Source organism: Arthrobacter sp. 01T414 (genome assembly GCF_056398965.1).
In genome coordinates, this window is sequence record NZ_JBFTQK010000004.1 from 143882 (window position 1) to 164143 (window position 20262).

Sequence of the window (20262 nt, forward strand, 5' to 3'; positions counted from 1 at the left end):
CAGTGACAAAAACGCTAACGGCTCCCGGAACCACCGGAAGCACGACGACGGCGGGCAGGGGCAAGCGCCCCCGCCCGCCTTTCGGCGTGTCCGTGGTGGCGATCCTGGCCGTCCTGATAGCCCTCTTTTCGCTGATTCCGCTCGGCTACGTGGCATACATGACGGTCGCCACCGGCTGGGACACCGCGGTGGGCCTGATTTTCCGCGCCCGGGTAGGCGAACTGCTGCTCAACACCGTGCTGCTCACCCTGGTCACCGTGCCGCTCTGCCTGGTCCTCGGGGTGGGCGGCGCGTGGCTGGTTGAACGCACCAGCCTCAAAGGCCACAAGTGGTGGGCTGTGCTGCTGGCCGCGCCGCTCGCGGTGCCGGCCTTCGTCAACAGCTACGCCTGGGTCTCCGCCGTGCCCTCGATGGGCGGACTCTGGTCCGGTGTGCTGATCGCGACGCTGTCCTACTTCCCGCTGGTTTACATCCCGGCGGCCGCGACCCTGAGCCGCCTGGACCCGGCGATCGAGCAGTCCGCCGCCTCTCTGGGCCTGGGCGCGTGGCGCGCCTTCTTCCGCGTGGTGCTGCCGCAGCTGCGGATCGCGATGACCGGCGGCGCGCTGCTGGTCTCGCTGCACCTGCTGGCCGAGTACGGCGCCTTCGCGATGATCCGCTTCGACACCTTCACCACCGCGATCATGGTCCAGTACCAGTCCACTTTCAACGGGACAGCCGGGAACATGCTGGCCAGCGTGCTGGTCTTCCTCTGCCTGATCCTGCTCCTGGTGGAGGTCCGCAGCCGCGGCACCGCCCGCTACGCCCGGGTGGGCTCCGGCGCGCAGGCCCGCGCCCTGCGCCTGCCGTTGCGCGGTTACCAGCTGCCGGCGCAGCTGTCGCTGCTGGCTTTGACCGCGCTGGCCTTCGGCCTTCCGCTGACCTTCGTGCTGCGCTGGATCTTCGCCGGCGGACCGGACATCTGGGCCGCCGAGGAGTTCCTGCCGGCGCTGCTGCAGACGCTCGGTTACGGCCTGGCCGGCGCCCTGGCCACCACCGTCATCGCGTTCCCGATGGCGTACCTCGCCGTGCGGCGTCCCGGCTGGTTCAGCAAGGCCCTGGAGCTCTCCAACTACGTCACCAGCTCCATGCCCGGGATCGTCGTGGGCCTGGCCTTCGTCACGGTCAGCATCCGGATGGCACCGGACCTGTACCAGACCACCGCACTGCTGATCGCCGCCTATGTGCTGCTGTTCGTGCCGCGGGCGCTGGTGAACCTCCGCTCCGGGCTCTCGCAGGCGCCGAAGGAGCTCGACGAAGCAGCCCAGGCCCTCGGCAAGCCGCCGCTGCTGGCGTTCCTCCGCGTCACCCTGCGGCTCACCGCCCCGGCCGCGGCCGGCGGCGCAGCCCTGGTGTTCCTGGGGATCGTGAACGAACTGACGGCCACGCTGCTGCTCTCGCCCAATGGAACCCGCACGCTGGCCACCGAGTTCTGGAGCAAGAGCAGCGAGATCGACTACGCCGGCGCCGCGCCGTATGCCTTGCTGATGATCCTGATCTCGGCACCGATGACCTACCTCCTCTTCCAGCAGTCCAAGAAAGCAGCGGGACAGTGACCGAACAAAACCCCTCCCGGCTTCCGGAACCACGGATCGCACCCTCCGTGGCGCCCAGCACCAACAGCCACCTGGAAGTCGAGGCCGTCACCAAGAACTTCGGTTCCCAGGCCGTCCTCAAGGGCGTCAACCTTTCCGTCGCGAAGGGCGGCACGACGGCGATCGTGGGGCCCTCCGGCTCCGGCAAGACCACACTGCTGCGGCTGATCGCCGGTTTCGAGCACCCGGACACCGGAAGCATCTCCCTTGATGGCCGCAAGGTGGCCGGCGACGGCGTCTGGGTGCCCGCGCACAAGCGCCACGTCGGCTACGTGGCCCAGGACGGCGCCCTCTTCCCGCACCTGACCGTGGGCCAGAACATTTCCTTCGGGCTGGACGCCGGCAAGCTGCCCGGCGGACACCGCGGCGTCAAGGCCCGTGTCGCGGAGCTGCTCGAAATGGTGGCACTGGACCCGGCCATGGCAAAGCGGCGCCCGCACCAGCTCTCCGGCGGCCAGCAGCAGCGCGTCGCCCTCGCCCGCGCCCTGGCCCGTGAGCCCGAGCTCATGCTGCTGGACGAGCCGTTCTCCGCGCTCGACGCCGGACTCCGCGTCGCCACCCGCCGCGCCGTCGGCAAGGTGCTCCACGACGCCGGCGTGACCACCATCCTGGTCACCCACGACCAGGCCGAGGCACTCTCCTTCGCGGACCAGGTGGCGGTGATGCGCGGCGGCAAGCTGGCGCAGATCGGCAACCCGTTCGTGGTCTACACCCGCCCCGCGGACCGGGCCACCGCAGAGTTCCTGGGCGACGCGGTCATCCTCGACGCCTGGATGGAGGGCTCCCTGGCCACCTGCTCGCTGGGCGGCATCCCGGTGCGCCGGCCCCCGGCGCAGGGCCGGGTCCAGCTCATGCTCCGGCCCGAGCAGATCCGGATCGCCGAGGACGGCCCCATCCGCGGCACCGTGGTGGACACGGACTACTTCGGCCCGGAGACCACGGTTCGGCTGAAGCTGGCGGTGCCCCCGGTCCTTGCCGAAGGCGCCGTGGCCGACCACCGCTACCCCGGCGGCGGCGAGATCATCACCATCCGGCACTGGAACGCGTCCATCGCCCGGCCCGGCACCGAACTGTGCCTGCGGGTCGTAGGTGAGGCCGTAGCCTTCCCGATGGAAGACACCGCGGAGGGCTAAGCCCCGCCGGCGCGGCATTCCAGGGCGGCAGACCCAAGCCTGGCACGCGGTCGGCCGCGCGGGCGGCCCTAGGCCCCGCCCGGACCCGCAACATAGGCTGGAGCGCATGACTGTTCAGCCAGCACTTCACCGTCAGCACTGTTCCGTGGCCGCCCCCACCCAGTTGTGGCTCGACGACGACGGCCGCCTCGCCGGCGCATCCGACGGCGGCGCAACTGACGGCGGCGCAACTAACGCCGGCTCAACCGACGGCGGCACCGGCACGGGCGGCTGGTTCACCGGGCTGCTGCACGGGGACACCCGGATGTTGTGCCGCGCCGACGTGACCGTCAACGGGTTCGCACCGGAACCCACCACGGTGGAGGCGTCCCCCGGYGGCATACTCCAGGTCCGCGGACTCGTGCGCGGCATCGAAGGGCCCACCGAGGATCCCGCCGTCGAACTGCTGCAGAGCTGGACCGTCACCCCCGGCGCCGTGCGCGTCTCGCTGCGGCTGAGCACCTCGCTGGAGGCCCTGGACGCCGAGATCCAGGTGCAGCTGGCCGCGGACTTCACCGACATGGCCGCCATCCGGCTCGGCCGCTACCGCGACCCGATGCAGCCCTCTTCCGCGGATGATTCCTCGGTCCGGTGGAGCGAGGACGGCAAGACCTTGACCGTCTCGGCGCCCGGCGCGGTGGCCGCCGGCGAGCGGCTCCTCTGGCGCGGGACGGCCGGACGCGGCAAACCGCTGGAAGCGGAATGGCAGGCAGTCCTGGCCGACGCCGAGGACGCCGTGGTGCCCGCGCCGCCGTCGGCCTCGCGCCGCGTCCGGGCCCAACCGGAAGGGGCACTGGGCCGGCTCCTCGACAACTCCCTCGACGAACTCGACGGGCTCCGGCTGGCGGGCCGCAAGGCGCCCGATGCGCCGTTCCTGGCAGCCGGCGCACCCTGGTACTTCACCCTGTTCGGCCGGGACTCGCTGTGGGCGGCGCGGCTGATGCTGCCGCTGGACGCCGCCCTTGCCGCCGGAACCCTGCGCGCCCTGGCCGCTTACCAGGGCACCAAGACAGACCCAGCGGCGGCGGAAGAGCCGGGCAAGATCCTGCACGAACTGCGGGCCAAGGAACTCGTGCTGGAAAGCCAGGCCCTGCGGCTGCCCCCGGTGTACTTTGGCGCCGTCGACTCCACCCCGCTGTGGCTGTGCCTGCTGGGCGAACTCGGACGCGCCGGCACCGATGACGCCGCGGTGCGGTCGCTGTTGCCCAATGCCGCCCGCGCCGCGCAGTGGCTGCTGGCCGCCGGTGCCGCCGGCGTCGGCGCGGCCCCCGGGAATCCAGCCAACGGCGGCTTCCTCAGCTACCAGGACACCTCCGGCCACGGCCTGAGCAACCAGGGTTGGAAGGACTCCCGGGACGCCATGCAGTTCCGCGACGGCCGGCAGGCGGACGGCCCCATTGCGCTCTCCGAGGTGCAGGCCTACGCCTACCAGGCAGCCGTGGAGACCGCGGAATTGTTCGACTCGTACGGCGAACCCGGAGCCCAGGAGCTGCGCGACTTCGCCGCGGCGCTGAAGCTGAACTTCCGCGAGCGCTTTTGGGTTGAGGATGACATGGGCCGTTTCCCGGCCATGGCACTCGATGGCCACGGCGAACCGCTGGACATCCCCGGCTCCAATATGGGGCACCTGCTGGGCACAGGGATCCTCGACGCCGCGGAGTCGCGCCTGGTGGCCGACCGGCTGCTCAGCCCGGACCTATTCTCCGGCTACGGCCTGCACACCCTCTCCCGGCGCGCGGCAGGATTCTGGCCCTTCAGCTACCACTGCGGCTCGGTCTGGAGCCACGACACCGCCATCGCGATCCGGGGCCTGCTCAGCGACGGCTTCCTTGACGAGGCACGGGTACTGGCAGAAGGCCTGCTGGCGGCCTCGGAGTCATTCGGCCACCGGCTCCCCGAGCTGTTCGCGGGCGTCAGCGCGGCGGAATCGGGGCGGGCGGTGCCCTATCCGGCCTCCTGCCACCCGCAGGCGTGGTCCTCAGCCTCTGCGGTGGTGCTCGCCCAGACCCTCGGCGTGGCGTTCTAGGTCGGCTGCGTGCTCGCGTGTGTCCTCGCCTGCGTCCTCGGCTGCGGCCGAAGACCGGGCGCCCCGCAGGCCATCCACCAGGACCACGAGGCCGGTAACGGCGACGGCCAAGCCGAGCGAGGCCACGACGTCGGTCAGCCAGTGGTAGCCGAGGTAGAGCCGGCTGAAGGCGACAAGCAGCGTGCCGAGGGCAGCCGCCGCATAGGCGAGCACCGCCGTCGAGCGCCGTGCCGTGCGTGCGCCAGCGCTGCCCAGCAAGAGATACACCAGCACCAGCAGGAAGACGCCGGCACCGAGGGTGTGTCCGGAGGGGAAGGACAGGGCGTCGTCGGGTCCCATCAGGAAGCCGGCGGCCGAGGGCCTGCCGCGCGCCACCTCGTGTTTGATCACCGTGGACACCGCGAAGGCCGCCACCATCGCGCCGAGGAGCAGTCCCGGACGCCAGATTTCGCGCTTCCGCACCGCCCAGCCAAGCGCGAGCAGGCCCCCGATGACCGTCATCCAGCCCGGTGAGGTGACCGTACTGACGGCCGCCAGGATCCCCGTGGCGATGGGCGATCGGCCCTCCACCAGGGCGTCGTGGACGCCGCCGTCGAGCAGCGCGAGCCCCGAGTCGGTTTGGACTGCGGCCAGCATGAGCCAGAACACGCCCTCGCCGCCCACCAGCAGGCCCGCGGCGGCAAAGAACAGCGTGCGCTGCGAACGCGGGGTGCGGAGGACGCCGCGGGCGGACCCGCGTTCGGTGATAAGCATTGGACCATTTTGCCAGCCCAGGCTGTCGGGACCCGGGACGGTTACCGGGAAGTCGCTGAAGGCCCGGATTCCGGCCGCCGGCTTTGCGGGTGCGGCGTTTCGAAGCGTGCGAGCATCTCCACGAAGCCGGCGATCTTCCGTTCCCGCGTCGCGGCCTGTTTGACCGCGTTGGTCCGGTAGATCAGCGCATAGCGGTTCACGGACGTCAACACCTCGAACATGGCCTGCGCCCGCGGGTCCGCCGCGATCGCCGCGGCAAGGTCCTCCGGCACTTCGGCCGAGGCCTGGCCCGAGTAGGCCGCCTCCCAGCGCCCATCGGCTTTGGCGCTTTCGACGGCGGCGCGCCCGGCCGCGGTCATCCGGCCGGCCGCTTCGAGGCGCCCGACGCGCTCCACGTTCCGCGCCGACCACACGCTCTTCGGGCCACGCCGGGTCATCCGCTGGAAGGAAGTCTCGGCGTCCCGCCGCCTGCCCTGGCCGTCGATCCAGCCAAAGCACAGTGCCTCCTGCACGGCGGCCTCATAGTCTAGTTCGGTCACCGAGCCGCCCTTTTTATGCAGCACCAGCCACACGCCGGGGCTGTCCGCGTGGTGCTGCTCCAGCCAGGCACGCCACTCGGCGGCGTCGTTCACCAGCAGTTCCCTTAGCTCAGCAGCCATGGCACCATTGTGCTCCCAGCCCCCACCCACCCGGGAGATACCAATGCTGCGTGTCCGTCCCATCCATTTCACGTCCCGCCTCGATCAGTGGGAGCGCCTGCTGACCGACCTGGGCATGGTTAAGACCGTCGACGAGCCCACCTGGCGGGAGTTCGACGCCGGTGCCGGCCGGCTGGCGCTGCACTTCGCCGAGGAAGGGTCCGCGGCGGATGGCACCACCTCGTTCGGCGTCGAGGTCGGGGACCTGGCGGAGTTTGCCCGGCGGACCAACGAAGCCGGCGCCTCGGCTGGCAGCACAGGTGGCACCACGGCGGAGCTGATCGACGCCGACCACGGTTCCTCCTGCCGGGTCTCGTCGCCGGACGGGTTCAGCTTCCTGGCCGACCCCGCCACCGCCGCGGCCGATGGAACCTGGTCCTCCGATGCCGAGGCGGACCCGGACCTGGCCGTGGTCGCCCTCTGGTTCGCGTCCGACCCGGGGGCCGCGGCCCAAACCCTGCGCGACATCGGCGCCCGGCCCCGCCCCGCGCCGGGAGCCACCGGCGTCGGCGTCTCAGGTGCTGACACCTTCGAAACGGAAGCGTTCACGGCGAAGAACGGCGGCGTCCTGATGGTCGGTGCCGCCGGTTCCGCGGCGGGTGCCGGGACCGCGGGGCTGGCTTTCGAATACGACGGCGACCTTGACGCCTTGCGGGAGCGGCTCGCGGACGCCGGGCACGACGTCGCCGTCGGCGAGGAGGCCGCGGTGCCGCTGCTGCACGTCTTCAATCCCGATGCGGACGGCACCGCCGCCCACCCGCATGCCTTGTGGATCGCGGCGGCCCCGGAGCCCGCATAGGCAGGGTAACCACGCCCGGGGAACGGGTATGGGGTAGAACTTAACCATGAACGTTCGCACTCCCGACCCCAATCCCGGCTGGCTTTCCGACGACGATCTCTTCGAGGCCCGCGGCCGGCTGCCCATGGTCTACGTCGAGGCCGTGCCGGTCCGGCTTGACCCGCTCGGGTTCGTGAACGAGGTCGGCACCCTGCTGCAGGCCGACGAGGACGGCACCATGATCCGGTCCCTCGTGTCCGGCCGGGTGCTGTACCGCGAGACCATCCGGGCCGCCCTGCTGCGCCATATGGAAAAGGACCTCGGCCCGCTCGCCTTCCCGCAACTGCCGATCAGCCCGGTCCCCTTCACCGTGGCGGAATACTTTCCCTCCCCGTCCCACACCGGCTTCACCGACGACCGCCAGCACGCCGTCGCGCTGGCCTACATCATCCCTGTCACCGGCGAATGCTCACCGCGGCAGGACGCCCTGGAACTGACCTGGATGACCCCGGAGGAAGTCATGAGCTCGGACGTGCAGCTGGAGTTCAGCGGCGGCCGCGGTGCCCTGATCCGCCAGGCGCTGGCGTACGCGGGCGTCGGCCACTAGGAGACTCTGCCCGGGAGCCGCTGGACCGTCCGGGGACGCCCGGCCCACCCCCGCGTCCCCGACTTCGCGCGCCGGTCTTTGTAGACTGTTGAGCGGACCGAAGAGAAGTTAAGGACTCCAGATGACCCACCCCACAGCCTCACTGAGCTACAGCGAACGGCAGGCGGGATCTCTGCAGACCGGGGATCTGCTGCTCCTGCCCGACGCCACGCGCACCGCCGAAATCCAGCGCGTGGACATCGACAATGACGATTTCGGTTCCCCCGCCATTGTGCGCGCAACCCTCACCGGGGGCGGCGTGCTGCGGATCGCCGCCGGCACCACGGTGCTGATCCAGGACGCCGTTCTTGAGGCGCCGGGGCTGTCGCCGGACGACGCCGGCCGGCGGGACGACGATGCTCCGCAGCCCGGTTCCGTCGAGCCCTCCCCTGCCTCCATTCCCTCCATTCTTTCCGGCGCCGACGGGGCCTCCGACGGGGCCTCCGACGGGTCCTCCGACGGGTCCTCTGGCGCCGCTCCGGGACTGCAGGCAGTTCCGCTCCGGGGCGCGGAGGACAGCGGCCCGACGTCGACGCCGGCCGTCGTCGTTCCACCCCCTCCGTTGGCCCCGCCGGTCGCCAGCGGGCCGAGCGAAGCCGACCTGGCCCTGATCCCCGTCGCGGAGGGCACCCCGGAATCCGTGGTGGAGGCCGCGGCCGAGGCGCACCYCGAGGCGCTGGGAGTGCTGCTGCTCAGCGACCGCCTTACCAAGGGCATCAACACCAAGTCCGGCAGCTGCCTCAAGGACCTGAGCGATYTGGCCCATGAACTGTTTGTCGTGCTCAAGGACGCCGACAACGCACTTGCCGTTGCGGACCTGCTCAACGTGCTGCCTTTCGACGGGAACCCCGGCCGCTGGGCGTCGGTGGAGGCCTCGCTCGCGCTCTCCAGCTACATTTGCCGCCAGCGCGGCGAAGAGGACCGCGCTGCTGTGTACGAGAAGTTCCTGCGGGCGCCGGACGCGATGGAGACGGACCCGTTCAAGGCCCGGATCAACGCCAAGGTTCGCCAGCGCTCCCTCAACGAGCCGAACCTGTACGACAAGGAAATCTTCCGCGCCATCGACAATTCCAACCCGGACGCGGAGCGCGAATGGCGGCTGCTGCGGCTCGAGGCCCTGCTCTTCCTGCGTGCGCACGGCGGCTCGCAGACCATCGGCGGCCCCGAAATTGAGCGCCGTATCGGCAACGAACTCGAGTCCGTCCGCTCCTGAGCACGGCGCTGGCCGCGGGCGGCTTCGGGCACCGTTTGGCCCTACCCCGGTGCGGCCCGGCGTTGTAGATTCACCCCCATGACGAACAATCTCAGCGTGGTGATCAACTCCGACGCGCAGCAGGTCTGGACGATGCTGCGCGAACCCGCGAAGGTAGCGCAGTGGCACGGCTGGGAGGCCGACGACCAGGCCGCCGAGATCAACGCGATCTACTTCGGTCCCAACGTGGTCGAGAGCGCGGACCACACTTCACTCGTCGTCGACGGCGGCGACATCTTCACCCTCAAACCGGTCCCCAACGGCACGGAAGTCAGCGTGACGCGCGCTGCAATCGACCACAACTCGGAGTGGGCGGCCTGGGACGAAGACATCACCCAAGGCTGGCTGACCTTCCTGCACCAGCTCCGATTCGCCCTGGAACGGCACCCGCACGGCAAACGGCGCACCTTCTTCTTCTCCGTGCCCGGGACCGAGGGCTCCGCGATTGAAAAACTCGGCCTGGCAGACGTGCCCGCCCCCGGGGAGCCGTATTCGCTCACCCTGGCGACGGGCGAAGAGATCTCCGGGAAGGTCTGGTTCCGCAGCAACCACCAGGTGGGTCTGACGGTCCACGGTTACGCCGAGCACGGGGACGGGTTGCTGATTGTGGCGGACCAGCCCGTCATCCCCGAGGTCCGGCCCGACGGCGGCTCGCTGGGGATCATCTCCACTTACGATCTCGGCGCGCACCAGCTCGAAGCCATCCGCAACCACTGGGACAGCTGGCGTGCTGAGAACTACCCCACATCGGACCCGCTGCACTAAGGTTTCCGCGGTGTTAGCTGGCACACTTGAACGGTGCCAGCTAACACCGAACCCGCCTCCTCATCCCTGCTGCCTGCCCGGCAATCCGAGTTTTCTTTCAGGGTGGGCAAGCGCCTGAGCGAAACGTGCGCGCCGTCGGACGCGCAGGTCGCGGAGAACGGCGGGAAATTCCTGGGCCGGACCGGCACCATCACCACCCCGCACGGTGAGATCCAGACGCCGGCGTTCATCGCCGTCGGCACCAAGGCCACGGTCAAATCCGTGTTGCCCGAGTCCGTCGCCGAGCTCGGCGCGCAGGCCGTGCTGGCCAACGCCTACCACCTCTACCTGCAGCCGGGCGCGGACATCCTGGACGAGGCCGGCGGGCTGGGCGCGTTTATGAACTGGCGGGGGCCGACGTTCACGGACTCCGGCGGGTTCCAGGTGATGAGCCTCGGTTCCGGGTTCAAAAAGGTCATCGACATGAAATCCGTCGACCACTCCGGCCCGGACGACGCCGTCGCCCCCGGCAAGGAACGCCTGGCCCACGTGGACGAGGAGGGCGTCTGGTTCAAGAGCCACCTCAACGGCGACCGGCACCGCTTCAGCCCCGAAATCTCCATGAATGTGCAGCACCAAATCGGCGCGGACATCATGTTCGCCTTTGATGAGCTGACCACGCTGCAGAACTCCCGCGGCTACCAGGAGGAGTCGCTGGAGCGCACTCGTCGCTGGGCCGAACGCTGCATCACCAAGCACTTCAGGCTCACGGAAGAGCGCGCCGGGAAGCCGTATCAGGCGCTCTTCGGCGTCATCCAGGGCGCCCAGTACGAAGACCTGCGCCGCAAGGCCTGCCGGGACCTCGGCGCGATGAACTTCGACGGCTTCGGCATCGGCGGGGCGCTGGAGAAGGAAAACCTGGGCACGATCGTGCGCTGGTGCAACGAGGAACTGCCGGAGAACAAGCCGCGGCATTTGCTGGGCATCTCCGAGCCGGACGACATCTTCACCGCGATCGAGAACGGCGCGGACACCTTCGACTGCGTCTCCCCCACCCGCGTGGCCCGCAACTCGGCCTTCTACCACCCCACCGGCCGATACAACCTCTCCGGAGCCATGTACAAGCGCGACTTCGGTCCGCTGCAGGAAGGCTGCGATTGCTACGCCTGCCTGAACTACTCCCGCGCCTACATCCACCACCTGTTCAAGGCCAAGGAAATGGTCTCGGCCACCCTGATCTCCATCCATAACGAACGTTTCGTGGTGAAGATGGTCGACGACGCCCGCCTCGCAATCGAGAACGGCACCTTCTTCGAGTTCAAGGCCGAGACCCTGGGGCGGTACTACTCCTAGGATCGTAGCTCCTCCTGTTCCCTCCCGCCGTTTCGACGGTTCCCTGCGCGTTCGACGCGGGTAAACGTCGAGAGCGCAGGGAACCGTCGAAATGGCGTCGGATAGGCTGGCCGGATGGTTATCGAGATTCCCGCCGCAGACGGAACAGCCGAGGCCCTAGTGGCCCGCCCCTCCACCGGTGAGGGCCCCTTCCCGGGCGTCATCCTGTACATGGACGCCTTCGGGCTGCGCCCCCGTATCCAGGACATGGCGCAGCGCATCGCCGACTGGGGCTACGTCGTCCTGGCCCCGAACGTCTTCTACCGCGAAGGGACGGCGTCCGAGCTCGCCCCGGCAGGGGACATGACGACGCCGGAGGGCCGCGAGGCTGCCGGCGCGGCGGCCTTCCCGCGGGTCGGGCGCCTCACCGCGGACAAAGCGCTGCCGGATATGGACGCGTGGGTGGCTGCCCTTGGCAAGCTCGACGGCGTCGCGCCCGGCCCGATCGGCGTTACCGGTTACTGCATGGGGGCACGGCTTGCCGTCCGCACCGCCACCGCCCACCCGGACGCGGTGGCAGCCTGCGGCGGCTTCCATGGCGGCGGCCTCGCCACCGACGAGCCCGACAGCCCGCACCGGGGACTCGGCAACGCCCGCGCCCGCTTCGTCTTCGGCCATGCCGACCACGACCGGAGCATGGACGCCGACGCCGTCGCCCGGTTTGGGGCAGCCCTGGAGGCGGCGGGCCTGGATGCCAGCAACGAGGTCTACGCTGGGGCACCCCATGGCTACTCGATGGCGGACACCTCCGCGTTCCACCCCGAGGCCACCGAACGGCACTTCCGCGAGCTCCGCGAACTCCTGGACGGCACGCTCAAGGCCTGACGCGGGGCGCCCCCCACGGTCCCCGGCGCCGTCGACCCGGCACCTGGTCCCCGGCGCCGTTTCGACGGTTCCCTGCGTGCTCGATGCGGGTAAACGTCGTCCCCGCGGGGAACCGTCGAATCGGCGATATCCACATACGCCCACGGATCCCTTCAGCGCGCCGGGCGCGTGGTCAAAGCTGGTCCCATGCCTACAAAACTTCCCGGTGACGGGACCCTCTGGCGCACGGACCAGCTCCTGGCCTCCGGACTCAATGCCCGCGCCATCGCCGTGCTCGTCCGCGACGGAAGCCTGGTCCGGCTTCGCCGCGGCTGCTACGGCCGGGGCGACTGGTGGCGGGACCTTGACGCCCCGTCCCGCCGTCGTCAGCTGATTTCTGCCCACGCGCTCGGAACGTTGACGACGTCGGCGGGCGGATTCGTGTACAGCCACGTCTCGGGTGCCAGCCTCCACAGCCTTCGGCTGTGGAAGGTCGATGACCGCGTGCACCTCACCCAGGCCGGCTGCCCCTCGGGGATTTCGCATGGGCGCGACGTCGTCGCCCACACCAGGCGGGTGGCAAGCCGCGAGCTGTGCTTCGTGGACGGATTGCCTTGCACGTCCCTGGAGCGCACCGTCGTCGACTGCTGCCTGATATTTACCGTGCCGCAGGCCGTGATCCTGGTCGATCATGCGGCCCGTCTCGGAGCGGACCTTGGCATGATCCGCGCTGCGTGTGATGCCCTCGCCGGCCGCAACGGTGTGGTCGCGCTGCGCCGGGCGCTCGAACTGGTCGATCCCCGCTCGGAGTCCGCCGGCGAGAGTCTCACGAGGGAACTGCTGCACCGGCTCGGGATCAGGCCGCCGGAACTGCAGTACAGCGTCCTGACCCCGCTCGGGGAATACCGGATGGACTTTGCCTGGCCAGAGGTCAAGGTGGCCCTCGAGTTCGACGGCAAGAGCAAGTACTTCGACTTCCGGCCCACCGGGGAGGTCCTGTTCGCGGAGCGGCAGCGGGAGAAGGCGCTGACGGAGCAGGGCTGGACATTTCTCCGGATCGAGTGGAAGCACTTGTTCAACGAGGTGGAGTTCAAATACCGGGTTCTGAGCGCGTTGAACCGCGGCGCCGGGGCCGATTCGTCCCCGTTTCGACGGTCGGCCGCCGGCTAGACGTTTCGCAGCGTCGAGCGGGCTCGGAACCGTCGAAACGGCGGGGGTGGCGCAGGCGCCGCTAGACCGCCCCGTAACTCGGTTCGCGCTTCTTGACCCAGCCAATGGCGAGGGTTGTCAGCGGCACGAAGGCGAACTCCACGAGGGTTTTGTAGAGGAAACCCACGAGGACGTAGTTCACGAACATCGCGACGTCGGAGATGCCGATGACGGAGGCGGCGATGCTGCAGAAGATCAGCGTGTCCACGAATTCGCCGGCCACAGAGGAGCCCATGATCCGGGCCCAGAGCGATTTCTCCCCGGTCCGTGCCTTCATTCTCACCAGGATCCAGGAGTTGATGGTCTGGCCGGCGAGAAAGGCCAAGAGCGAGGCGAGCACGATTTGCGGGACCGGACCCAGGGCACCTTCCAGCGCGGACTGCTTGGCCGCGCCGTATTCGTCGTCGAAGCCGGGCAACGCGATGATCACCCAGTAGCAAAGTGACGCGAAGACGGACAGTGCGAAGCTGGTGATGATGGCCTGGCGCGCGACCTTGAAGCCGTAGACCTCGCTGATGACGTCACCCAGGATGTAGGCCAGCGGGAAGAGGAAGAACCCGCCGTCGGTGATGATCGGACCGATCCTCACGCCCTTGGAGGCGCCGATGTTGGACAGGATCAGCACCACGGCCATGACCGCCAGCATGATGCCGAAGTGAGGGGAACGGATCGAGGCGAACTTTGGCGGGGCCGCAGCTGGCAAGGTCTTGGCGGAAGTCATGGGTGGTCCATTCGTAGTGGTTCGCTCTGCGGTCCGTGACGGGTGCACACGCCCGGGACGGCCGGCTGTATTAGCACTGGGGGTTCCTGCGGCGCGTGGCCCGGAACCGCCTCCATTCTCCCACCTGCCGTGCGCACTTCCGGCGTCCCTTCAGCGCACCCGTTAACGACGACGGCGGGCCGTCGGCTTGCGGAACCGAAGTCCCGTAGCCGGCAGCTCGCCGTCGTCCGCGGTGCGCCGTTTCGACGGTTCCCGGCCAATTCGACGCTGCGGAGCGTCGTGGGCGCAGGGAACCGTCCAAACGGCGAACTTACCGAAGTACCTTAGCGGCGCGAGGCCTCCACGAGGTCCTTGCCGTCGTCCTCGCGGGCGGCGGCGGGATGCCAGGCGTGGCCCTGCTCGTGGTCCAGGTGCGTGGACTTCTTGTTCTTCAGCGCGAAGATGTAGACCAGCAGCGAGATCGCGATGGCCACGGTGACGTAGGTGAAGAAGAGCTCCTCCTGGCCGGCCTTCTGCAGCGCCGCACCAATCAGCGGAACGGTGCCGCCGAAGAGCGAGTTGGCGATCGCGTAACCCAGTCCGACGCCGAGGGCGCGGATGGACGCAGGGAACAGTTCGGCCTTCACCAGGGCGTTGATCGAGGTGTAGCCGCCGACGATCAGCAGGCCGCCCATCATCAGCAGGAACGCGGTGAACGGGTCCTTGGTGCCGGCCAGGGTGGAGAGCAGCGGCCAGGTGAAGAGCACGCCGGTGATGCCGAACCAGAGCAGCAGCGGCTTGCGGCCCACCTTGTCCGAGATGATGCCGTAGACCGGCTGGAGCAGCATGAAGATGAACAGCGCCCAGAAGTTGATCACGGAGGTGTCCGTCTTGGCGATGCCGGAGGTGTCGTTCATGAACTTCAGGATGAAGTTTGTGTAGGTGTAGAACGCCACGGTGCCGCCGAGGGTGATGCCAATGCAGACCAGCAGCGGCTTCCAGTAGCTGGTGAACAGCAGCTTCATGGTGCCCGGCTGCGCTTCGCCGGCCACCGCGGGAGCCTTCGCGGCCTCGATCTGTTCGGCGGAGACGGTTTCTTCCATAGACCGGCGCAGCCACAGGACCACGAGGGCGGCGACGCCGCCGATCGCGAACGGGATGCGCCAGCCCCACTCGCCCAGGTCCGCCTTCGGCATCACGTTCTGCAGGATGACGAGGACCAGCAGGGCCAGCATCTGGCCACCGATCAGGGTGACGTACTGGAAGCTGGAGAAGAAGCCGCGGCGCTTAGTGGTGGCGGCCTCGGACATGTAGGTGGCGCTGGTGCCGTACTCGCCGCCCACCGAGAAGCCCTGGATCACGCGGATGAGGACCAGGAGGATCATCGCCCACAGGCCGATCACCTGCTGGGTCGGGAGGACCGCGATGGCGAAGGACCCGGCGGACATCATCGTCACGCTCAGGGTCAGCGCGGCCTTGCGGCCCTTGCGGTCGGCGTAGCGGCCGAAGAACCAGGCACCGATCGGGCGCATCAGGAACGACGTCGAGAACACGGCCATCGCCTCGAGCCCGGCCTGCAGGTCGTCCTTGGAGTTGAAGAAGTGCGACTGGAAATACGCCGCGAAGACTGTGTAGACGTAGAGGTCGTACCACTCGACAAGGTTGCCGGCCGAGCCTTTAAGGATGTTGCCGACGGCTTTTCGTGTCTGGGCCGCTTCGGACAGTTGGGTGCTCATCAATGAACCTTCCTGGATCCGGCGTCGCAAGGCAGCAACACCGTCCGCCACCTTAGTTGCCGTGATTCAGAACACTTGGGTTTTGGTCATATTGGTCATGAGCACAATGCGGCCGGTTTTCCGTGAGTGGCAGGATGGGACCATGACTTCTTACGCTGTGGACAACGTGACCTCCGACGCCGACGCCTACCCCGCCATAGCCCTGACCATCGCCGGTTCCGAGGCGACCGGCGGCGCGGGCGCACAGGCAGACCTGAAGACCTTCCAGGAACTGGGCGTTTTCGGCATCGCGAACCTGACCTGCATCGTCTCCTTCGATCCGAAGGACAACTGGAACCACCGCTTCGTCGCGGTGGACCAGCAGGTTATCGCCGACCAGCTCGAGGCCACGACGGCGGCGTACGGCGCCGCGTCCGGCGCAACCTCCGTGTTGGATACGGTCAAGATCGGCATGCTCGGCAGCCCGGACGCCATTTCCACGGTGGCCTCCACGCTGGCCGATTCCGCCTTCCGCAACGTGGTGCTGGACCCGGTGCTGATCTGCAAGGGCCAGGAACCGGGCCACGCCCTGGATACCGACCAGGCCCTCAAGGCGCAGATCCTGCCGCTGGCCACGTTCGTCACGCCGAACCACTTCGAGGCCGAATCGCTCTCCGGGCTTGAGATCACCGACGTCGAATCCCTCAAGGCCGCGGCCGTCCGCATCCACGAGCTGAGCGGCGCCGCCGTGCTGGCCAAGGGCGGCGTGCGCCTGACCGGGCCGGACGCCGTCGACGTCTACTACGACGGCGAAACCCTGGAAGTCCTGTCCGCGCCGAAGGTGGGCGAGGTGGCGGTCTCCGGCGCCGGGTGCTCACTGGCCGCCGCGGTCACGGCCGAGCTGGCCAAGGGCGCCACGCCGCTGGAGGCAGCCCGCACGGCCAAGGAGTTCGTCACCGCGGGAATCCGGAACCGGGTAGCCTCGGGCGCCCCGTTCGACGCCCTCTGGCAGGGCGGCCCGCGCTAACCAGCCGCACTCACCCCGGACGCTCCCTCACATCCGGCGCCAATTTTCCCGACGCTCCCTCACATCCGGCGCCAATCCTCCCGACGCTCCCTCACATCCGGCGCTTCCCGCCGCGACGCTCCCTCACATCCGGCGCTTCCCCTCCCGACGCTCCCTCACATCTTGTGAGGGAGCGTTCGGGATTTCCCTGCCGAACGTGCGGGAGCGTTCGGGATTTCCCTGCCGGATCTGAGGGAGCGTCTCATGAGGGACTGGGGTCCGAAACCCTGCCCATGAAAACGGGCAGTCCGGTTTCGACTTGGACGATCTCGTAAAGGAACGGCCGGTCGAAGCGGATCGCTTTTGTCTGCACCGCGCCGCTCACCGCTTCCGCGTTGATCTGGGTCACGGCGGCGGCGACGGTGCCCTTCTCCGCCACGGTGATGTTGACGGCCTGCGCTGCCTGCGTGATCTGCAGTCCCGGCTGGATCGCGTTGAAGTCGGACGCGGTTTCAAGCATTTCCCGCAGGCCCAGCCGGGCGAAGACCCTGCGCAGCTCGAAGCTACTCTGGTGGTCCCACCGGGGCAGGAAGATTTGAGTGGGGATGGGCGCCGCCGCCTCGAGGGCAGTCGTGGCGTCCGCGAAGACGTCCGCGCCGGGCATGGCGGCCCCGGAATCCGGCAGAACCAGCCGCATCACGAACCCATCTGCATAGGGAAGGTCGACGGCTTGCCAGCCCTTGCCTTGGGCAAAGGAGAGGTCCCGGACGCCGGACATGGTGGGGACGGTGACTTGGAGGCCGTCCGCCGTCGTGAATGGCCGGTCGGCGGTGTCGGTCGGGTCGAAGGGGACCTTCCAGGCCGAGGCGAAGTACACGGCATTGAGCACGCTGAAGGTGTTGTCTTTGCCGTATCCGGCCGGGGCCTTCTTGATCCGGCCACCGGTGTTCTTGTTCACCCAGGCGTCGATCGCGGGTCGAGTGGCTTTCTCATCCTGGAAATTCACGGGATACACGCCGGTCCCATAGTAGCGAGCCAAGGAATCGAGATAGCGCTCCCCGGTAGGAACTCCCTTGTCCACGAAGAGCCCATTCGCGGCGTGCAGGACGGGCCGGCGCGGAGGGTTCTTTTCGTCCACCGAGCCGGGGTCGCCGTCGAAGGATTCCAAGGACGCGAGCAGGGCATTCAAGGCTTCGTCGCGGTGCTCCGCGGGGAGGCCGAGGGCCCTGTCCATCTCGGCGGCGGTCGCCCCGGTTGCGCCGGTCCGCAGCATGGTAAGGGCAACCAGCAGGCTGGTCGGGGACGCAACGACGTTGCCAGCGTCGCCACTGTCTGCGAGCAGTGCGGCACCGAGCTTTCGCGCCGACGCCCGGAGCGTGGCCAGCTCGGCCGGGTAGGCGGACCGGTCCACCGAAACCCGTTCGACGCCGTCGGCCCTGAGCAGCGCCGGCGGCGAGGCCGTGCAGGCCGACAAGACCAGCGCCAGCGCCGCAGCCGCCGCGGTTGTAAGAATCCTTAGCCTGGATTTCTGCTTCATCGCGCCCCCAAAAGCCCGCACAATGGCGTAAAACGGCGGGGATCCGCCTACGGCCAGTCAAGCACCGGCACCGGGAAAGCGCGACCGCACCCCGGTCACGATTTGGCGCCGTTTCGGGGTCGACCCGGTCCGTTTCGACGTCGTCCTGGTCCGTTTCGACGGTTCCCTGCCCGCTCGACGCATCCCGACGTCGACTCCGCACGGAACCGTCGAATCGGCGGCAACGGCGGCCCCATGCGAAACCGAGTCCGGTCAGCGCCGCGGGATGTTGCGCAGGTTGCTCCTGGCCATACTCACGGCCTCCCCGGCGCCGCGGTTCAGCACCACCTTGGACATGGCCGTGGCGAAGCCCAGAATCTGGGCGCCCTTGATCTTCGGCGGGATCGAGAGTGCCTTGGGATCCGTGATGAGCTCCACGAGGGACGGTCCGGGGTGGGCAAACGCTTCCCGGTACGCAGCCTCGATCTTGGCCGGGTCCGTGACGCGGACGGCGTGGAACCCGAGGGCCCGGGCGACTTGTGCGTAGTTGGCGTCCGGAACATCGACGCCGAAGTCGGGCAGTCCGTCCACCAGCATCTCCAGCTTGACCATGCCGAGCGTCGAGTTGTTGAACACCACCACGTTGACCGGCAGCCGGTGCGCCGCGACCGTGATCAGCTCGCCCAGCAGCATCGACAGGCCGCCGTCGCCGGAGACCGAGACCACCTGGCGTCCCGGGTACGCCAGCTGGGCGCCGATCGCGTGCGGCAGCGCGTTGGCCATGGAGCCATGCAGGTAGGACCCGATCAGCCGCCGCGTGCCCAGCGGGTTGATGTAGCGCGCGGTCCAGACGTTGCACATGCCCGTGTCGGCCGTGAAAACTGCGTCCTCGGCCGCGACCTGGTCCAGCAGCGAAGCGGCGTACTCGGGGTGGATCGGCTGGGTCTTCTCCACCTTGCGGGTGTAAGCGCCGACGGCCTTGTTCATCAGCCGGTCGTGCTTTTTGAGCATGGCATCGAGGAAGCGGCTACTCTTCTTCGCCTTGAGCAGCGGCATCAGCGCGGCGAGCGTGGGCAGCACGTCACCGTGCACGGCGATGTCGACGTCGGTGCGCCGGCCCAGGTTCTGCGAGGCCCGGTCCACCTGCGCCGTCCGGGTCCCCGGCAGGAACTGGTCATAGGGGAAGTCCGTGCCCAGCAGGATCAGCAGATCCGCATCCTCGATTCCCTCGGCCGCGGCGCCGTAGCCGAGCAGGCCGGTCATTCCGATGTCGTAGGGGTTGTCGTATTGCATGAAGTCCTTGCCGCGCAGTGAGTGCCCGATCGGGGCCTTCACAAGCTCGGCGAGCGCTATCACCTCGTCGTGTGCGCCGTCGACGCCGGCCCCAGCGAAGATGGCGACCTTCCCGGCGTCGTTGATGGCGTCCGCGAGCTCCCGCACGCTGGCGGGGTCGGGCACCAGCGCGGCCGGCCGGAACGCCGCCGGCGCCGGCGTCTCGGCGGTCGCCTCTAGTCCGGCAGTGTCGCCGGGCAGGGTCACGACGGCGACGCCGCGGAGTGCGACGGCGTGCTGGATGGCGCTGTGCATGACGCGCGGCGCCTGTTCGGCGGTGCTGATGAGTTCGGAGTAGACCGAGCATTCGTTGAACAGTCGGTCCGGGTGGGTTTCCTGAAAGAAGCTGCTGCCGATCTGCTTGCTCGGGATGTGCGAGGCGATGGCGAGCACCGGGGCGCCGGAGCGGTTGGCGTCGTACAAGCCGTTGATCAGGTGCAGGTTGCCCGGCCCGCAGGAACCGGCGCAAACCGCTAGCTTGCCGGTCAGCTGGGCCTCGGCTGCGGCGGCGAAGGCGGCGGCTTCCTCATGCCGGACGTGGATCCAGTCGATCCCGCCCTTCGCGGCGCCCCCGGTCTTCCGGACGGCGTCGACGATCGGGTTCAGGCTGTCGCCGACAATCCCGTAAATGCGCTGCACACCGGCAGCCTGGAGTTGTTCGACAAGCTGGGTGGCAAGTTCCTTGGCCATGGGTGCACGCTCCCGCGAGGTAGGTCGATGAGCTGACACTGGTCAATATAGTCCGCTCACCTCCGAGCCTCTCCCAGAGGACGCTCCCTCAGATCCGGCACCCTACCCACAGACGCTCCCTCAAATCCGGCAGCAAAACGACAGACGCTCCCTCAGCTGCTCTGAGGGCGGGTCCAGCGAACCCGTGTCGGACGT

General features: G+C 68.7%; 17 protein-coding genes. 11 read left to right on the forward strand and 6 right to left on the reverse strand.

What is annotated here, in order from left to right; translation table 11 throughout:
- Positions 1–2 precede the first annotated feature (2 nt).
- The 3 genes from AC1DK9_RS10730 to AC1DK9_RS10740 all read left to right on the forward strand — a co-directional run bounded on the left by AC1DK9_RS10730 (position 3) and on the right by AC1DK9_RS10740 (position 4832).
- Positions 3–1595 carry an ABC transporter permease gene (locus AC1DK9_RS10730; protein ID WP_476861061.1) on the forward strand — a complete coding sequence of 531 codons (1593 nt, stop codon included), beginning with the start codon at positions 3–5 and terminating at the stop codon, positions 1593–1595.
- Positions 1592–2767, forward strand: a complete 1176-nt coding sequence (locus AC1DK9_RS10735) for an ABC transporter ATP-binding protein (RefSeq protein ID WP_476861062.1) — start codon at positions 1592–1594, stop codon at positions 2765–2767. The genes AC1DK9_RS10730 and AC1DK9_RS10735 overlap by 4 nt, the downstream gene beginning before the upstream one ends.
- Positions 2768–2873: 106 nt before the next feature.
- The gene (locus AC1DK9_RS10740) at positions 2874–4832 is read left to right on the forward strand and encodes a glycogen debranching N-terminal domain-containing protein (protein WP_476915912.1); all 1959 of its coding nucleotides are present in this window, start codon (positions 2874–2876) and stop codon (positions 4830–4832) included.
- On the opposite strand, the gene AC1DK9_RS10745 is transcribed toward AC1DK9_RS10740, so the two are convergent.
- Positions 4785–5585 carry a phosphatase PAP2 family protein gene (locus tag AC1DK9_RS10745; protein ID WP_476915913.1) on the reverse strand — a complete coding sequence of 267 codons (801 nt, stop codon included), beginning with the start codon at positions 5583–5585 and terminating at the stop codon, positions 4785–4787. The genes AC1DK9_RS10740 and AC1DK9_RS10745 overlap by 48 nt on opposite strands.
- A 41-nt stretch (positions 5586–5626) precedes the next feature.
- Positions 5627–6244 carry a YdeI/OmpD-associated family protein gene (locus tag AC1DK9_RS10750; RefSeq protein WP_476915914.1) on the reverse strand — a complete coding sequence of 206 codons (618 nt, stop codon included), beginning with the start codon at positions 6242–6244 and terminating at the stop codon, positions 5627–5629.
- A 43-nt stretch (positions 6245–6287) separates the two neighbouring features.
- On the opposite strand from AC1DK9_RS10750, the gene AC1DK9_RS10755 reads away from it, so the two are divergent.
- From AC1DK9_RS10755 to AC1DK9_RS10785, 7 genes are all read left to right on the forward strand, one after another.
- Positions 6288–7082 carry a VOC family protein gene (locus AC1DK9_RS10755; RefSeq protein ID WP_476915915.1) on the forward strand — a complete coding sequence of 265 codons (795 nt, stop codon included), beginning with the start codon at positions 6288–6290 and terminating at the stop codon, positions 7080–7082.
- A 46-nt stretch (positions 7083–7128) separates the two neighbouring features.
- The gene (locus tag AC1DK9_RS10760) at positions 7129–7668 is read left to right on the forward strand and encodes an NUDIX hydrolase family protein (protein ID WP_476915916.1); all 540 of its coding nucleotides are present in this window, start codon (positions 7129–7131) and stop codon (positions 7666–7668) included.
- Positions 7669–7789: 121 nt separating this feature from the next.
- Complete coding sequence (locus AC1DK9_RS10765; protein ID WP_476915917.1) at positions 7790–8920, forward strand: DUF6707 family protein; 1131 nt, start codon at positions 7790–7792, stop codon at positions 8918–8920.
- A 78-nt stretch (positions 8921–8998) separates the two neighbouring features.
- Positions 8999–9724, forward strand: coding sequence for an SRPBCC family protein (locus AC1DK9_RS10770; RefSeq protein WP_476915918.1), 726 nt, complete (start codon positions 8999–9001; stop codon positions 9722–9724).
- Positions 9725–9757: 33 nt separating this feature from the next.
- Entirely contained in the window at positions 9758–11056 is a 1299-nt protein-coding gene (tgt, locus tag AC1DK9_RS10775) for a tRNA guanosine(34) transglycosylase Tgt (RefSeq protein WP_476915919.1), read from the forward strand.
- A 114-nt stretch (positions 11057–11170) separates the two neighbouring features.
- Positions 11171–11920 carry a dienelactone hydrolase family protein gene (locus tag AC1DK9_RS10780; RefSeq protein ID WP_476915920.1) on the forward strand — a complete coding sequence of 250 codons (750 nt, stop codon included), beginning with the start codon at positions 11171–11173 and terminating at the stop codon, positions 11918–11920.
- A gap of 186 nt (positions 11921–12106) precedes the next feature.
- Positions 12107–13069, forward strand: a complete 963-nt coding sequence (locus AC1DK9_RS10785; RefSeq protein ID WP_476915921.1) for a type IV toxin-antitoxin system AbiEi family antitoxin domain-containing protein — start codon at positions 12107–12109, stop codon at positions 13067–13069.
- 61 nt (positions 13070–13130) lie between these two features.
- Here the strand turns inward: AC1DK9_RS10785 and AC1DK9_RS10790 are convergent, their stop codons facing one another.
- Both AC1DK9_RS10790 and AC1DK9_RS10795 read right to left on the reverse strand, forming a co-directional pair.
- Positions 13131–13829 (reverse strand): queuosine precursor transporter, encoded by a 699-nt coding sequence (locus tag AC1DK9_RS10790; protein ID WP_476915922.1) that lies wholly within the window; start codon positions 13827–13829, stop codon positions 13131–13133.
- 323 nt (positions 13830–14152) lie between these two features.
- A complete protein-coding gene (locus AC1DK9_RS10795) occupies positions 14153–15544 on the reverse strand; it encodes an MFS transporter (RefSeq protein ID WP_476861074.1) in 1392 nt (463 codons plus the stop codon).
- Between the two features lie 142 nt (positions 15545–15686).
- On the opposite strand from AC1DK9_RS10795, the gene AC1DK9_RS10800 reads away from it, so the two are divergent.
- On the forward strand, positions 15687–16550 hold the full coding sequence (locus AC1DK9_RS10800; protein ID WP_476915923.1) for a hydroxymethylpyrimidine/phosphomethylpyrimidine kinase: 864 nt from the start codon (positions 15687–15689) through the stop codon (positions 16548–16550).
- Positions 16551–16791: 241 nt separating this feature from the next.
- Here the strand turns inward: AC1DK9_RS10800 and AC1DK9_RS10805 are convergent, their stop codons facing one another.
- On the reverse strand, positions 16792–18066 hold the full coding sequence (locus tag AC1DK9_RS10805) for a serpin family protein (protein ID WP_476915924.1): 1275 nt from the start codon (positions 18064–18066) through the stop codon (positions 16792–16794).
- Between the two features lie 252 nt (positions 18067–18318).
- Complete coding sequence (locus AC1DK9_RS10810) at positions 18319–20067, reverse strand: pyruvate dehydrogenase (protein ID WP_476915925.1); 1749 nt, start codon at positions 20065–20067, stop codon at positions 18319–18321.
- Between the last annotated feature and the right edge of the window lie 195 nt (positions 20068–20262).

Bases quoted from the DNA above. Each gene is read 5' to 3' on its own strand.
- AC1DK9_RS10795 (WP_476861074.1), bottom strand. From the start codon at position 15,544: ATGAGCACCCAACTGTCCGAAGCGGCCCAGACACGAAAAGCCGTCGGC.
- AC1DK9_RS10785 (WP_476915921.1), top strand. From the start codon at position 12,107: ATGCCTACAAAACTTCCCGGTGACGGGACCCTCTGGCGCACGGACCAG.
- AC1DK9_RS10790 (WP_476915922.1), bottom strand. From the start codon at position 13,829: ATGACTTCCGCCAAGACCTTGCCAGCTGCGGCCCCGCCAAAGTTCGCC.
- AC1DK9_RS10770 (WP_476915918.1), top strand. From the start codon at position 8,999: ATGACGAACAATCTCAGCGTGGTGATCAACTCCGACGCGCAGCAGGTC.
- AC1DK9_RS10800 (WP_476915923.1), top strand. From the start codon at position 15,687: ATGACTTCTTACGCTGTGGACAACGTGACCTCCGACGCCGACGCCTAC.
- AC1DK9_RS10750 (WP_476915914.1), bottom strand. From the start codon at position 6,244: ATGGCTGCTGAGCTAAGGGAACTGCTGGTGAACGACGCCGCCGAGTGG.
- AC1DK9_RS10780 (WP_476915920.1), top strand. From the start codon at position 11,171: ATGGTTATCGAGATTCCCGCCGCAGACGGAACAGCCGAGGCCCTAGTG.
- AC1DK9_RS10745 (WP_476915913.1), bottom strand. From the start codon at position 5,585: ATGCTTATCACCGAACGCGGGTCCGCCCGCGGCGTCCTCCGCACCCCG.
- AC1DK9_RS10755 (WP_476915915.1), top strand. From the start codon at position 6,288: ATGCTGCGTGTCCGTCCCATCCATTTCACGTCCCGCCTCGATCAGTGG.
- AC1DK9_RS10805 (WP_476915924.1), bottom strand. From the start codon at position 18,066: ATGAAGCAGAAATCCAGGCTAAGGATTCTTACAACCGCGGCGGCTGCG.
- AC1DK9_RS10760 (WP_476915916.1), top strand. From the start codon at position 7,129: ATGAACGTTCGCACTCCCGACCCCAATCCCGGCTGGCTTTCCGACGAC.
- AC1DK9_RS10810 (WP_476915925.1), bottom strand. From the start codon at position 20,067: ATGGCCAAGGAACTTGCCACCCAGCTTGTCGAACAACTCCAGGCTGCC.